8 protein-coding genes, 3 pseudogenes and 1 other annotated feature are annotated in these 14,969 nt (G+C 57.8%); of the genes and pseudogenes, 10 read left to right on the top strand and 1 reads right to left on the bottom strand.

Annotated elements, in window-relative coordinates; all coding sequences use genetic code 11:
- Window positions 1-95 precede the first annotated feature (95 nt).
- Together HH212_RS26410 and HH212_RS26405 are read left to right on the top strand one after the other, a co-directional pair.
- Entirely contained in the window at window positions 96-1,865 is a 1,770-nt protein-coding gene (locus tag HH212_RS26410; RefSeq protein ID WP_170205726.1) for a site-specific integrase, read from the top strand.
- A gap of 619 nt (window positions 1,866-2,484) precedes the next feature.
- A complete protein-coding gene (locus tag HH212_RS26405; protein ID WP_170205725.1) occupies window positions 2,485-5,334 on the top strand; it encodes a M16 family metallopeptidase in 2,850 nt (949 codons plus the stop codon).
- A 211-nt stretch (window positions 5,335-5,545) separates the two neighbouring features.
- On the opposite strand, the gene HH212_RS26400 is transcribed toward HH212_RS26405, so the two are convergent.
- Window positions 5,546-6,574 (bottom strand): IS481 family transposase, encoded by a 1,029-nt coding sequence (locus HH212_RS26400; RefSeq protein ID WP_170205724.1) that lies wholly within the window; start codon window positions 6,572-6,574, stop codon window positions 5,546-5,548.
- Window positions 6,575-8,107: 1,533 nt separating this feature from the next.
- On the opposite strand from HH212_RS26400, the gene HH212_RS26395 reads away from it, so the two are divergent.
- The 8 genes and pseudogenes from HH212_RS26395 to HH212_RS26365 all read left to right on the top strand — a co-directional run bounded on the left by HH212_RS26395 (window position 8,108) and on the right by HH212_RS26365 (window position 14,887).
- On the top strand, window positions 8,108-8,548 hold the full coding sequence (locus HH212_RS26395; protein ID WP_170205723.1) for a hypothetical protein: 441 nt from the start codon (window positions 8,108-8,110) through the stop codon (window positions 8,546-8,548).
- Between the two features lie 160 nt (window positions 8,549-8,708).
- Window positions 8,709-9,347, top strand: a complete 639-nt coding sequence (locus HH212_RS26390) for a hypothetical protein (protein ID WP_170205722.1) — start codon at window positions 8,709-8,711, stop codon at window positions 9,345-9,347.
- Between the two features lie 345 nt (window positions 9,348-9,692).
- Window positions 9,693-10,741 (top strand): annotated as a pseudogene (locus HH212_RS26385) (IS3 family transposase); the annotation flags it as partial.
- Window positions 9,971-10,087 (top strand) — a sequence feature (AL1L pseudoknot). Its footprint overlaps the pseudogene before it by 117 nt.
- Window positions 10,742-10,814: 73 nt before the next feature.
- Window positions 10,815-12,065, top strand: coding sequence for an IS256 family transposase (locus HH212_RS26380; RefSeq protein WP_170205774.1), 1,251 nt, complete (start codon window positions 10,815-10,817; stop codon window positions 12,063-12,065).
- Between the two features lie 42 nt (window positions 12,066-12,107).
- Window positions 12,108-12,287 (top strand): annotated as a pseudogene (locus HH212_RS26375) (IS3 family transposase); the annotation flags it as partial.
- Between the two features lie 742 nt (window positions 12,288-13,029).
- Window positions 13,030-13,260, top strand: a pseudogene (locus HH212_RS27570) (sulfite exporter TauE/SafE family protein); the annotation flags it as partial.
- Window positions 13,261-13,924: 664 nt separating this feature from the next.
- Window positions 13,925-14,356, top strand: a complete 432-nt coding sequence (locus tag HH212_RS26370; protein WP_141839142.1) for a nuclear transport factor 2 family protein — start codon at window positions 13,925-13,927, stop codon at window positions 14,354-14,356.
- Window positions 14,357-14,368: 12 nt separating this feature from the next.
- Entirely contained in the window at window positions 14,369-14,887 is a 519-nt protein-coding gene (locus HH212_RS26365) for an RNA polymerase sigma factor (RefSeq protein WP_141839144.1), read from the top strand.
- The last annotated feature ends 82 nt before the right edge of the window (window positions 14,888-14,969 follow it).

The raw sequence follows: 14,969 nt of genomic DNA, 5'->3' as shown, positions 1-14,969 counted from the left end.
AAACAGCGTTTGTCCGACCAATCCACCCAAATTCGCCTCCCAATGCCGACCCGCGCCATATCAGCACGCTTCAGCCCACTGCACGTTGCCAACCCATGACCCAGCACACCGATATCCTCCTGGCCCCTGCCGCCTATAACCGCAGCGACTACACCGCCCTGCGCGCCCACTGCCTCAAAATCCCTATCGCCAAAATCGCCGACCTCTACTACAGCGAAGACAGCCCGCAAGTCGAGATGGGCCTCGAGCGCTTTTTACTTGCCATGCGCGCCGACCTCATCGAGCGCTGCATCGTCAACAACCCAGCAACAGCCGAAATCCTGCAGGGCGCGCGCCGCGGCGGATCGATCACTACCAAAGCGCTGGAGATACTGATCAAGGCCGCTGATGCACCCGTGCCGATTCCGCAGCCGAATCAGCCTATATCGCAGTGGTTCCGACCCCTGACCGCCAAAGCCCTCAAGTCAGAACACATCCATACCCTAGCCGACCTCACCCGCATCATGACCAACCGCGGCCCCAGTTGGTACCGCGGCCTGCGCCGCATCGGTGCCAAACGCGCCCAAGTCATGCACACCTGGGTACAACAACACGAAAAGACCCTTGGTACCACCTACGCTAGTGATCTGGTCGCCATCCCGGGGCTACCAAAGGTGGTTGTGCCCCCGAGCATGGACGGCCCGATGGCGCCGATCGATCGCTTGGCGGCGCCCTCCTGGCTCGATGGATCCGAGGGCATCAACCGCGATACCCGTTTTAATTACATCGGCGCCGCCAACGACCTCGAAGCCATCAACAATTATTTATACCGCTTCCGCGACCGCCCCCACACCCTGCGTGCCTACACCAAGGAGCTCGAGCGGTTCTTGTTCTGGTGCATCCTTGAACTGGGCAAGCCGCTATCGTCTGTGCTTGTACCGGACTGTGAGCAGTACAAGGATTTTTTGAAGACGCCGAGCGTGCGCTTCGTGGGCGTCAAGGCGCCACGGAACTCGGCAAGGTGGCGGCCGTTTTCAACCAACACCCTGTCGCCAGCATCACAAAAGCAAGCTGTCCTCGTGATCAAGATCGCCTTCGAATACCTGGTTGGGGTGCGCTACCTGGCCGGTGACCCTTGGTCGGCCGTGGATTTTCCCAAGGTACCGACCGCGGTCAATCCGATCCAGGTCGAAAAGGCACTTTCTCAGCCTCTCTGGGACGACGTCATTGAGCGCTTGAACGTACGTAGCAACGACCCGTCTAACATCCAGGACCGGATTGCGCTGGCCATGATGCTGCTGTTGGGTGATTCGGGAGTACGCCGGGCCGAAGCGGCGGGTGCACAGCGCAGCGCCCTGCGACGTAGTAATTGGAGTGCTGACGTCTACGAGCTGACGGTCCTCGGCAAACGTGATGCCTATCGCGTCGTTCCGGTAAGCAGCCGCACCGTCGACGCCCTGCGCAAGCACTGGCAAGACCGACAACGGGATTTCGATGCGGAAGGCGCGGCGGGATACTTGATTGCGCCAGTCGTTGTGCCGGCACACGATGCGGCCCAGGAACGACATGCCAACCACAAGGACGCTGGGTACACGACGGACGGCCTATATAAACTGTTTCAGAGCGCGATCAAGCGTTTGCGCCTCGACCATACTGTAGAGAGAGGGTTCAGTCTCGAGGATCTGGCTGCCCTATCAAAAGCGTCACCCCATGCTCTACGGCACACATTCGGAACTCTGGCCGTGGCCGATGGCATGCCTCTCGATGTCGCCCAGTCCGTACTTGGCCACAAGGACAGTGCCACCACCGCCATCTACGTACAGGCCAAGACCAGGCGTGTGGTTGAGGAAGGCGCCAAGTATTTTGCGAAAAAGCAGTCTAGGTAGCATGCCGTTCTGCAAATAAAAGCATCCCGGTTATGCAGTGCAAGTAGAAGCTAGCTTGACGCGACACTTTGCCTATTTCATTGGCATACCAGCGAGAGCAGCCTGGAGAGCCGTTTCCAGCTTATGTAACGACACGTTTTCCACAGAAAATGTGGATAGAATCCGAAAACGAAGATGCGTTGCGAAAACCACTTTACTTGGCCACCCTTGAGTAAACCAACCGAACCGAAGGCTTTGGTAGAAAATTTGTCGGATTTTTGAACTAGTTTTAGACCTGCGGATTTCGCGCGCTAATAAAGTTCGCCACAACCATCACGGTCTAAGGGCGCCGGAGCGACTTGTCCAGGTAGCAACAAGATCGTGCAATGTGCCATGGCTTTATGGCACAAATCAGCGCAGTTCGTAATTCCCCAAATCACAGGCAATTACGGTATGTGTATGACCACCGGCACTGTCGTAGGCGTACGTAATCGGATGAACCGATTGAGGATTAGCAGCATAGATCTGCAGCTCGGCGATTTGACGGTCGAATTTTGTTGCCGTCGGTGACAATCCGATGATTTTCAGGCAGGTACTTCGGCTAGGATACAGATCCAATCATCATCTCGAAGTCGATTACATGCCAGTGCGTCTGCGTAATGCCCTGTTCGCCGCGATCTTCGCGTCTTCCCTCCCCGTCCACGCCGCCCTCGATTTGCAAGCACCGGTGCCGATCGGTTCGCAAGTCAAGGTGGGCAAACTGGCGAACGGTCTGACTTACTATATCCAGCGCAACGGCAAGCCCGCACACCGCGTCGAACTGCGGTTGGTGGTCAAGGCGGGGTCGGTACTCGAAGACGACGACCAGCAGGGCCTGGCGCACATGGTCGAACACCTGGCATTCAATGGCTCCACGCATTTCAAGAAGCAGGAACTGGTCTCTTACCTGCAATCTATCGGCGTCAAATTCGGCGCTGACCTGAACGCATTCACGAGTTTCGACGAAACGGTTTACATGCTGCCTGTGCCCACCGACAGTAAGGAAAATATCGACACTGCATTCACCGTGCTGGAGGACTGGGCCCATGGCGTCACGTTGAAGGACGAGGACATCGACAAGGAGCGCCCCATCGTCCTCGAGGAAGCGCGGGTGCACAAGAATGCACAGGAGCGCGCGTTCAAGGCGCTGCTGCCGCAGCAGTTCAACGGTTCGCGCTATGCCCGGCGCCTGCCAATCGGGCAGGAAGAGACGATCCGCCACGCCAGGCCGGAGGCACTACGGCGTTTCTACCGCGACTGGTACCGTCCCAACCTGATGGCCTTGGTAGTGGTTGGCGACATCGATCCGGCCGAGGCCGAATCGCTCATCAAAGCGCATTTCTCAAGCCTGACCAATCCAGCGCAAGAACGGCCGCGCACCTATGCGGCCATCGCGGCGCGGACAACCGACGACGCCTTCGTCTTCGCCGACAATGACATTCCCGCCAACTCCCTGAACCTGTACTATCCGGTGCGCAGCGAAGCAGATCCTGGAACTTATGGCAGCTTTCGCACCAAAACGGTCGACAAGCTGTTTTCGGTCCTGTTGAATATGCGCCTCGTCCAGCGCACGCAACAGGAGAACCCGCCGTTTATCGGCGCATGGGGTGGCGAAATGCAGCTTATGGGACGCAATAAGCAATTTTTGCTCGGCGCCCAACTCGGCGCAGGCGGCGCCAAGCCGGCGCTGGCAGCGCTTCAGGAAGAACAGCAGCGCATACGCCAATCCGGTTTCACAACAGCGGAACTTGAGCGCTCGCGCAAGGTGGTGTTGAAGACTTACGAGCAGGCCTACAACCAACGAGGCACAACTGATTCCGCGCAGTATGCTACGGAGTACTTGCAGCACTTCCTGATCGGCGGGACAATTCCGGGCATCGAGGCCGAATACCGCTTGGTGCAGGACATCCTGCCGACGATCGGCGTGGCCGACGTCAATGCCGCCGCTGCCAAGGCCTTTCCGGCGGATGCCGCCAAGCTGATCGCCTTCGTCGGCGAAACCCGGTCCGCTCCCGCGCCAACTGTGCCGCAGTTGCTGGCCGAGGCCGCCTCGGCCGCTACCGGCAAAGCAACTTTTGCGAACCGCGATGAACAGGTCCTGGGGTCACGGCTAATGGACCGTCCGGCTAAGCCAGGCGTGATCGTTGCAGAAACACGCGACCAGCGACTCGGACTGACACGTCTAACGCTGTCGAACGGCGTCAAGGTCATCCTGAAGCCATCCAATTTCCGTAAGGACCAAGTGCTACTCGGCGCCCAACGTTACGGCGGACGCACGCTGTTCGACGCCTCGGATGTCCTGGGCGCGAAATTCGCCGGCGCCGCGGTACGGTCGATGGGCATAAAGAATTACAGACCGTTCGACCTGCAAAAAATCCTGGCGGGCCGTAACGCCGATGTGTTCGCAGGAATCAACCGCTATACGGACGACATCGCGGGTGGTTCTGGCAGCGATCCGGACGACCTGGAGACAATGTTCCAGATGGTCTCGTTGCGCTTTGCCGGCGCCCGCCGTGACGAAACGATGTACAAGAACTTCATCGACAATGTCACGGAGGCGACCCGTGCCGCAGCGGCTACGCCCGAAGGGCGCTTCGAGGATGCCATCACCGACGCGCTCTATGCCGGTCATGCGTATGAGGAACGTACACCGACATCCCGGGAAATCGCCCGCATCAGCCTGGACCGGACGTTGGCCATGGATGGCCAGCGCTTCGCCAGCGCCAAGGGCTTGACCTTCGTCATCGTTGGGGACTTCGAGATTGATGCAATCAAGCCGCTGGTCGGCGCCTACCTGGGTACCTTGCCCGTCACCGACGTAGCGACGGACTACCGCGATGTCGGCCTGCGTCCCTCCAGAGGCGTCGTACGGAAAACGCTGGCGGCCGGCAAGGACCCCAAGAGCGTGGTGGCCCTTACTTTCAGCGGTCCGGCTGACTGGTCACCGGCCGAAGCGCTGCGCATGGACGCCTTGAAGGAAGTCTTGAACTTGCGCGTCAATAGCGTCTTGCGAGAGAAACTCGGATTGATTTACGGCGGCCAGTTCAATGCCTCGCTACAGCGCATTCCTTACCAGCACTACGAGATCGCCACTAGGTTGACAACTGGTCCCGACAACATCGAACAGTTGACCACCGCACTGTTCGCAGAGATCGACAAGCTCAGGGCCGATGGCTCTTCCCAGGCAGAACTTGACAAGGTCAAGGCGAACTGGCGCCAGGGCTACCGTCAATGGCAGCAAGAAAACACCTACTGGCTGCAGAACTTGCAGGCATCGCTGCTGGACGGCACCGACCCGGCGCGCCTACTGACCATCCTGGACGAGGTCGACAAACTGACGGTGGCCGATGTGCGGCGTACGGCGCAGCGCTTCCTGGACAAAGAGAATTACGTCGAAGTCGTGCTAACGCCCGAAGCGGCGCCGCACACATCCGCCACCGGCCAGCCATGACAGAAATGCCCAGGTGATTGCCTCAGTGATTCATCGCCGATACACGAAGCCGCTATGGATATCCATCGGCTTCAATCCGAATCCCTCTCGCACGATCAGGAGCGACGGCAGATCGTCGCGGCCAATGCACGCGCCATGATGCCCAGCTCTTCGCCCTTGCGCAGCAGCACGCTGCAGCTTTCAAAGACGTTGGCGCAGTCGATGGCCTCGATCAATACCTGTACCACGTCCACCTTCTGCAGGTCGCTGCCTGCTTTGCGTAAGTGTCAAGACCCGCCTGGTTATACACGCGTTTCCTGAACAATTCGGGGCGTTTTTCGTGCCAGTCTTTGAGTGCTTGAACAGGTGTTTTATGGTCGAGGGCTCGCTGCGGAATGCAGTGGTTGTAAATCTTGACGTAATTACGCAGCGTCGATTCCAGTTCGGCGGCTGAGCCGAAACGTGTTTGATTGACGATGTCGCTGATACGGCCGTTGAAGCGCTCGACCATGCCATTGGTCTGCGGGTGACAAGGCGGAATAAGGCGGTGCTCGATGCCAAGCTGTTTGCACAGCCGGTCGAACGCGTGCGTGCCGCTGGGTTCCTTTTTCTTGCTGCCAGCGGTGAAGCGATCCGTGAACTGGCTGCCGTTGTCGGTCAGCAGCTTGATGATCTTGACGGGACAGGCCTGCTGCACCTTCGCCAGGAAATCGACGCTGCTGCTGTCGGTTTGGTCGGCGTACAGGCCGATGTAGACCCAGCGCGTGGCACGGTCGATGGCGACGAACAGGTAACGCCGTGACGTTTCGTCGGGCATTTGAGGCAGATACTTGATATCGATGTGTACGAAGCCTGGCTCGTAATCCTTGAAGGTCTTTTTCGTGACCGGCGCAGCGTTTTCCTGCTCGACCAGGTCGCGCAGGTCCGAGACCCCATAACGACGCAGGCAGCGTCCCAAACCAGCGCGGGAAACGGCAGGATTAACGAATTCACGCGTGATCGCCAGTAGGTCGTCGGTCGGTAACAGCAGCGTCTTGCGCAGCTCTACCACGATGAGTTCCTGTTCAGGTGAAAGTGTGGTGTACATCTTGACCGGAGCGTGCGACTTGTCTTCCGGCGAATCGCGGTTTTGCCACTTCCGGATAGTCTGGCGCGTAACGTTGTACAGCCTGGCCAGTTCGGCTTGCGGTAGCGTCGAGTTCCTAATTTCCTCGCGAATCAGGTGAGTAGTGCGGGCTTGGCTGTGCAGCGCTTGGGTCATTGAATTGTCGGCGAAAGATCAGATTGAAACAGTGTACGCAAAACGTTCCTGGCCTTGAAGAGCGGCCAGCTACGGGTGGGTACATGATCCCACGAGTCTAAACACGTAAGTTCACTTCGGGTCGATATCGGCCGGCGCGGCCACTATGGCTTCTTGGTAGCTGATGAGTGTCTAGAAAACTCGTGGCGATTCATCAATTACTTCCTTAGGAGATATTATGCGCATGCTCGTTTTGCCTATTTTGATTGCCCTCTCAGCATGTTCAACCTCTAAACCACTGGTTGCCTCAGCCTCTTATCAAATTTCCGTTCAAAACGAATTCGGTATAGAAACCGCCTCTCGAATATTGCCTTCTAACGGCCGAGTTCACACATTGTTCATGGTCGGCGCAACAATCGAGATTACTACGCCGACTGGCGAAGCAGCGATAGCGGAACTTAGGTTGTACAGCGATACACCCGAACATAAGCTCTTGCACACAGCCCGAATTGGCGGCAATGCTCTTCCTGTTCGAGTCACATATTCCCTCTGCGACGGTCGTGTTACGTACATTTCACCATCCCCAGCCCTTTCGGGTTCTTGCAAGACGAATCAAAAGAATAGTTAACGAAACTTTAACATTGCTAATTACACCACGTAAAAAAAGCGGCAAGGTCCGCTTCGAGTGGGTATTGGCCCGTCGCGGCCACCACTGGATTTTCAACCTGGCAACCTGCTAAGCTAAGCTTGGCCGACCGGCCGGATTCGTCCAGAAGCAGACATAACGAATGACAGATGAACAAACGCTTATGAGTGATCGACGTGCCACTTTGTTTAACGGGCTTTTAGTAGTTGCAATATTCTCTATTGCCGCCTTCGAAATCTATCAGACGGATAGCGGAGGTCAAGTAGCAATCCACTGGGGGCAAGACAACCGTCCGGATAGCTGGGACAGGTAGGTAGCTCAGCAGTTCATTTGATAAATCCAATCGTTGCGCTAGTGATTTGGTCCGTGGCCTCGTTTTTCCATCAAGGTTTCGCTACGAAGCATCTGCTTACTGGGCCTGCTCGAGAGCGACTGTCCAATCTTCTGCTTCTTCAGCTGGTAGTTCAGCTGTTAATGGCACTTTTTCTGAAGGGTTCGTAGTTTCCGAAAGCACGGTAGGACGTTTTTGCAGTGTCCGCTACGGGTCGCGAGCTGCCGGTCAAGACGCCGAAAATTCCGCATAGATTGCGACAAGGATAGGGAAACGACGCCGATTTCTAGACGTTTCGACCGTGCGTTTCAGCCCATATTGCGCTTCACATAGCTTTCCGATTCGCGTAACGTATGTGTTGGAGCGTTGCATGGTGAGCGGCAGATTAGCTGATATCGAAACAGTCCGTCCGCTTTGGGTCGGTAGCGGACGTTCGTGACAGTGCAAGAGATTTTCACCCTGGCAATCTGCTATGCTGGCCCGACCATCTGCTATCGATAAGGGCCGGCCAGTGGATCGGTGCATATCGTCGAGCAGCAAAGCTGCTTCCGTTTAACAGTAACCCCAACTTTAAGTCATGGTAAAGACCAGTTTTTTTTACAAGCAGTTTGTCGGCTTTGCGGCGCTAGCCTCGAAGCGTGACTGGGCAATCGTTTCGAGCATGGTCGTTGGAATCCTGGGTTTAAGCAAAGCATTGTTGACGTGGGCACACGTAGATTCCAACACGGTGCGGTCGATGACACTATGTGGACTTGCTGGCATGTTGCCATCAATTTTGATTTGCTTGCCAGTGTATGGAGTGGTGGATGATCTTTCGCGCGATGCACTTCATTCCTTCTTGAAATCTCTCAAATTTACTCGATATTTCGATCGCAACGGCATCCGGTTCTATACCCAGAACACATCTGCTTGGATGCGCTGGGATTCAAACCGGGTAGCGGTTTCTCTGCTTCCTAACGGGCAACTAAGGGTGGTAATGCCTTTTTATTGCTATCGAGTTTTGAAGCGATGGAGCTAACTCTGTGTCAATCAACGTCCGCTTAGGGTCGATTCCCGTCCTTCGTGACTATACGTGACTTTTCCACGTTGACAACCTGCTATGCTTGGCCAGAGGGCGTGGATCGGCCAAAAGCGGCCGTCGGTGCATGGGCTTGGATAAGAATGAAACGGATCGAACGATGCCAACTGACCACAACGCAGTGATAACCTCACAAGCTCGCCAAGTGCTCAAGCCACTCGGTCTGGTACGGCAAGGAAAATCACGGGTCTGGATTGATGATCATGGATGGTGGACCATTCAAGTGGAGTTTCAGCCAAGCTCATGGTCAAAGGGCAGCTATCTGAACGTTGGAATCAATTGGCTTCTCTACGAGGGAAGTGTGGGCGCCTTCAATATTGGTAGCCGGGTCGATGTGCCGTTCATTGATGCCACTGGAAGCGAAAGCTTTGAGCAAGATGCGCATGGACTGGCGCTACGGGCTAAAGATGAAGTCGAAAAGCTGCGCACGCAGTTCGCAACCCTAGAAGGAGCAGCTTCGTATTACCGAATTAGCGGTCGTCGGAGAGCTTGGGATGACTACTACTACGCGGTGGTGCTGGCCATCGGCGGCGACATTGCGGGCGCTAGGGCAGCGTTCGAGTCAGTGCCCACGCATCGTATGCAGTACGGATGGGAGAAGGCATTAGCGCAACGAGCTGCCGAGTTGCACAAGCTAGCATCGAACCGAACTGCTTTTATAGAAACGATTCGTGGCATCGTTCTAAGGACACGTTCTATCGGCATGCCAGAGTGGGAATCAGATTTTGTTTTTCCTTAGGTCCACTCTGGGTCGGTACTAGCCTGTCGCGGCCACCGCGGGATTTTCAACCGGGCAACCTGCTATGCTGACTCGACCGGCCGATTTCGGCCACAAGCGGACCGTCATGTTTGAAAAATAAATAGGCCGAAAACAGCCACTGCACACTAGGAGCGAATAGAATGACGGAAATGACAATAGGCTCCACTCGAGCCTTGCGTGCAATTGGAGCAATTTTCTTCGCAGTTTTTGGCAGTGTCTGGCTGGAAATCTGGGCGATCGAAAGCACTCACTCAGTTACAACGGAAGGAGTGATTGAATCGCCCCGGGTTTTGTAGAGGCTCCATTGTTTGAGAGAATGGAGTCATGAAGAAACAACCCAAGTATCCCTCCGAGGTCATCGAGCGTGCCGTGCGCATGGTCAGCGAAGCCGGCAGCCAGTACGAGTCACAGTGGGCCGCGATCACGTCGATCGCGGCCAAGATCGGCTGTACGCCAGAGACGCTGCGCCGCTGGGTACGCCAGCAGGAGCGTGATACCGGCCAGCGTCCTGGCCCAACTACCGCGGAAGAGGAGCGCGTCAAGGCGCTTGAGCGAGAGGTGCGCGAACTGCGCAAGGCAAACGAGATCCTGCGTCTGGCGAGTGCTTTTTTCGCCCAGGCGGAGCTCGGCCGCCACTTCAAGTCGTGAGAGCGTTCATCGACCGCCACCGCCATGTCTACGGCGTCGAGCCGATCTGCAGGGTGATGCAGGTCGCGCCGTCGGGCTACTAGCGCCACGCAGCCCGGCAGCGCAACCCGGCATTGCGCTGTGCACGCGTTCAGCGCGACGACGTGCTGAGCGTCGATATCGAGCGGGTTTGGCAGGCGAACATGCAGGTCTACGGGGCTGATAAGGTTTGGCGCCAACTTCGGCGTGAGGGAACCGACGTGGCCCGCTGCACCGTGGAGCGCCTGATGCGCAAGGCCGGCCTGCGCGGCGTGATGCGTGGCAAGGTCGTGCGCACGACGGTTGCCGATGCCAAGGCGCCGTGTCCGCTCGACCGGGTCAACCGCCAGTTCAAGGCACAGCGGCCGAACCAGCTGTGGGTCAGCGATTTCACGTACGTCTCGACTTGGCAGGGCTTCGTGTACGTGGCCTTCGTCATCGACGTCTTTGCCCGGCGCATCGTCGGCTGGCGGGTCAGCAGCTCGATGCGGACCGACTTCGTGCTCGATGCCTTGGAACAGGCGCTGTACGCGCGTCAGCCCGAACGAAACGAGCTGGTCCACCACAGCGACAGGGGCTCTCAATACGTATCGATAAAATACAGCGAACGTCTGGCAGAAGCCGGCATTGAGCCGTCTGTGGGCAGCAAAGGAGATAGCTACGATAACGCTTTGGCCGAGACGATCAATGGGCTTTACAAGGCTGAGCGAGCCTGTCAGAATTTCTGTGTGGAACGGGGTCATGAAATAATGCCGAAAGGACTGTTCCATGACCGAAGTGATGACCACCAAGAAGCCCAAGAAACAAAAAGCAGCGTACCCGTTCCCTGTCGAGCTGATCGACCAGTTGTTGGCCCAGGTTGAGAACAAGGATGCCGAATCGATCCTTGGCGAGGCGGGCCTGGCCGGGCAGCTCAAGAAGATGCTGGCCGAACGCATGCTGTCGGCCGAGCTGAATCACCATCTGGCCAACGAAGAGCAAGGCAGCAAAAACCACCGCAACGGCAGCAGCCCGAAGAAGGTGCTCACGCCAGGCGGCGAGCTCAATCTGGACATTCCACGCGATCGCCTGTCGAGCTTCGAGCCCAAGTTGGTGGCTAAACATCAGCGCCGAATGTCCGGTTTTGATGATCACGTGATCAGCATGTACGCGCGCGGGATGAGCGTGCGCGAAATCCAGGCGCACTTGCTGGAGTTGTACGGCACCGAGGTATCGCCGGACCTGATTTCAACCATCACCGACGAGGTGCTCGAAGAGGTCGCGCAGTGGCAGCAACGGCCGCTCGAAGCGATGTATCCGATCGTGTATTTCGACGCATTGCGCCTGAAGATTCGGGACGAAGGCACGGTCAAGAACAAGGCCGTGTACCTGGCCTTGGGCATTCGTGCCGATGGCTGCAAAGAAGTTCTGGGCCTATGGATCGAACAGACCGAAGGTGCCAAGTTCTGGCTGAAGGTTTTCAACGAACTCAAGAACCGTGGACTGGACGATATCCTGATCGCCGTCGTCGACGGCCTGCGTGGCTTCCCGGAAGCCATTGAAGCCGTTTATCCGCAGGCGCAGATCCAGACCTGCATCGTGCACCTGATCCGCAATTCGACGACGCTTGCGGCGTGGAAGGACCGTAAGGAGTTGGCAGCGGCGCTCAAGCCGATCTACCACGCCGCCAACGCCGACCTGGCCGAAGCGGCGCTGGACGCGTTTGCGGCAGGCCCATGGGGTACCAAGTTCCAGACCGTGGCTGCCATGTGGCGGCGCCAATGGCAGCAGGTGATTCCGTTCTTTGCCTACCCGCCGGAAGTGCGCACGATTATCTACACGACCAACGCCATCGAAAGCCTGCATATGCGCCTTCGGAAGATCGTCAAGAATCGTGGCCACTTCCCCAGCGATGAAGCTGCGACCAAATTGTTGTTTCTGGCCTTGCGCAATATCGAGAAAGATTGGAAGATGCCGCAGCGTACCTGGAAGCAGGCTGCCAACCAGTTCGCCATCATGTTCGGCGAGCGCTTTACGAACGCAATTATCTAATTACGAATTCTGGCCCCGCACACAGAATTTCTGACAGGTCCGGCTGAGCTGATCCACCGCCGCGTCCCCTGGAAAACACGAGAAGCCGTCGAGCTGGCCACGCTGGAATGGGTATCCTGGTTTAACCACCACAGGCTCCTTGAACCGCTGGGCTATATACCGCCGGCCGAAGCTGAGGCAAACTATTACAAGCAGTTGAGCGGTCAAGCCATCCCGGCCTGACCCACACTAACCGGCCTCCACGAAAGCCGGGGCGATTCACGCTGTTGTCGTTGGGGTCATACCGTACCTAAAGAACATGACGGCGCACGCCTCGCGGTAAAGATCAGTGGTCTTTGGAAAGCGTTCACGAAGTGCGTCGACGTCAGCGTGTAGCGATTCCATATCAATATTGTGCTCGCCCATTTCTCGATCTCCATACTGTAGTTTAATACTACGTAAAACGTATGAATACGAGCGCCCCGCTCCAATCTTCTGACATTACTTCTATAATGTCAGATATTTGGGGCGCCTGTCTTACGCGGTCTCGTCACTCTTCCGTAATGCCGGCTAAAGCTGCGACAACTTTCACTCGACAAGCCGGCCCCCCCTTGAAAGCCGATCGAAAGAGGCTTTACGGCATAACCTGTCATTCTTCGTCCCGAATGACGCCCGAAGTGCCCCCTCCCCGTTCATCCACCCAGCCTTTCGCTGATCGGCCTTAGTAAGGACATGGAACTGGCGCGTTTTCGACGTGGCATCCACATCTCCATTGCCGGCGACGGAGCGCGGCTCGTGTCAAGGCACTTGGACGAAATGAATGCAGAGCATCAGCACTTGATTGCGCCGGGCTTAGGGATCACGAGCGGCGCGGTGGTTGACGGCGCCGTCCGATGGCCTTCCTGTCGTTCTCATCCTCTTCAAGCACAAACAATCTATTTATTTATATAAATATTCCAGGCTGCGCGCGGCCTGAGGCGTCATTATGTTGATTCCGTTGTCGCTCGGCCTGGCAGTCGGCATGATCCTGTCGCTCATAGGCGCCGGCGGAGGCATATTTGCAGTTCCATTGCTCGTGTTCGGAAGCTACATAAGCGTCGCACAATCCGGCCCGATCAGGCTGATGGCCGTAGGGATGGCGGCGGCGCTGGGCGCCATCCTCGGGTTGCGCGCCGGGGTGGTGCGCTACCGTGCAGCGCTCCTGGTTCCCAGCGCGTTCCAAGCGTATTCTTTGGGTAGAAGCTGTCGTACTGCTGGCGTTTGTCGTACTCGCCGCTTGGCTAGCGTCAACGTCGCCTCCCGGCGAACAGATGTGAAGCGTCCGAGTAGTCGTCGCTGATTCACGCTGGATAGCCGGCCCTTACAGCTGTCTTCCACAAATCCGCGCGCCATCGCCGCTGGATGATTCAAAGCGAGCCGGCTTTTACAGCGTCGAGCCACGTTTTCATGTCGCGACGACGATCGCGTGGGCCAGCGGATGCTCGCTATTCCGGTAACGCTGGCCGCGATGCGCGGTACGTCCTGCGCGCTGCCATCGGGGGCAGCCATACCCGAATGAGACGTTGGGCTGCCCACGGTGAGCATGCCGGTCTTGTCCGTGATGAAGGTATCGATTATGAGCAGGTCCCTAATCGCAGCGGCATCGTAAACAGATCGGCACGAGGATCAAGATGAAATTATCGGCTATCGCGTCAGCCGGACGCTGCATCGGCGCACGCCAGCGCAGAGCGTGAGCTAAGCTGCTTCGTTCCACGCCTGCATCGGCAATATACGAAAAAAAGTTGCGCGAGAACGGAATAAAAACACGACCGGACTCGTTTATCCATACGAGAACATGTTTCTCGCGGCCTTTTTTAGCGATATTCTGACTGGAAGCCCATATGACCATCAAGCACATCATCTTCGCAATCGCCTGTACAGGCACCGCCGCACATGCCATGGCCGGCCCGGCGCTGGACGCCGCGCAAGCGCATTTCACCGCAATCGGCGCCGCGGACCGCGCTGCCATCCTGCGCGATTATGCCGACAACGCGCGGCTGATCTGGGTGGGCGGGCCGCTCGACGGCAGCTACGACGGGACTGCATCCATCGGCGCGGTATGGGACAAATTCAATGCCGCCGCCGGCCCTGCGCGCGTTACCGTCCTGAACGCGAGCGAGTCGGCTAATCCGAAAGGCGCTACCGTGACGGCTGCCGTGCAATTCGACGCCAAGGTCCAAGTCAAGGTGCGATACGTACTGACCTACCGCGACGGCAAGCTGGTGAACGAAACCTGGCAGGTCGACCCTAAACTGGCGGCCGGCGGCTACTGAGCCGGCGCGCCGATGTCCTTCGTGCCGGACGATCCCGCCGACCACCTGCTGGCCTGCCTGCCGCGCCTGCGGCGCTATGCCCGCGCGTTGGTCGGCGATCGCGCCGCCGCCGACGACCTGGTGCAGGATACGGTCGAACGCGGCTGGACCGCCCTGTCCGGCTGGCGGCGCGGCAGCGATATGCGCGCCTGGCTGTTCTCGATCATGCACAACCTGCGCGTCGACCAGGCCCGGCGCGGCGCCCTGGACACCGAACCGCTGGACGACGACACGCCGTTGCCGGCCGCGCAGGAACACGTGAGCGCCGGCCTCGAACTGCGCGACCTGGACGCCGCGCTGCGCCTGCTGCCCGAAGAGCAGCGCGAAATCCTGCTGCTGGTCGGGCTCGAGGACATGCGCTACGAAGACGTGGCGCGCCTGCTCGGCGTCCCGGTCGGCACCGTGATGTCGCGCCTGTCTCGCGCGCGCGAGAAATTGCGCGCGTTGATGGACGGCCGCGCGCCCGTCGTTCCATTGAGAGTCGTGAAATGAGCATCCTACCGATCACCGAAGCCGATCTGCACGCCTACGCCGACGGTCGCCTGGCGCCGGCCCGGCGTGCCGAGGTCGACGC

Origin of the sequence: Massilia forsythiae, assembly GCF_012849555.1 — a bacterium.
GTDB classification, from domain to species: domain Bacteria; phylum Pseudomonadota; class Gammaproteobacteria; order Burkholderiales; family Burkholderiaceae_D; genus Telluria; species Telluria forsythiae.
The sequence above is the reverse complement of the archived record's forward strand: the minus strand, read 5'-3'. Positions and strand labels throughout refer to the sequence as shown.

Excerpts from the sequence above, each read along its gene's own strand:
- HH212_RS26370 (WP_141839142.1), top strand. The coding sequence starts at position 13,925 with ATGACCATCAAGCACATCATCTTCGCAATCGCCTGTACAGGCACCGCC.
- HH212_RS26405 (WP_170205725.1), top strand. The coding sequence starts at position 2,485 with ATGCCAGTGCGTCTGCGTAATGCCCTGTTCGCCGCGATCTTCGCGTCT.
- HH212_RS26380 (WP_170205774.1), top strand. The coding sequence starts at position 10,815 with ATGACCACCAAGAAGCCCAAGAAACAAAAAGCAGCGTACCCGTTCCCT.
- HH212_RS26395 (WP_170205723.1), top strand. The coding sequence starts at position 8,108 with ATGGTAAAGACCAGTTTTTTTTACAAGCAGTTTGTCGGCTTTGCGGCG.
- HH212_RS26365 (WP_141839144.1), top strand. The coding sequence starts at position 14,369 with ATGTCCTTCGTGCCGGACGATCCCGCCGACCACCTGCTGGCCTGCCTG.
- HH212_RS26390 (WP_170205722.1), top strand. The coding sequence starts at position 8,709 with ATGCCAACTGACCACAACGCAGTGATAACCTCACAAGCTCGCCAAGTG.
- HH212_RS26400 (WP_170205724.1), bottom strand. The coding sequence starts at position 6,574 with ATGACCCAAGCGCTGCACAGCCAAGCCCGCACTACTCACCTGATTCGC.
- HH212_RS26410 (WP_170205726.1), top strand. The coding sequence starts at position 96 with ATGACCCAGCACACCGATATCCTCCTGGCCCCTGCCGCCTATAACCGC.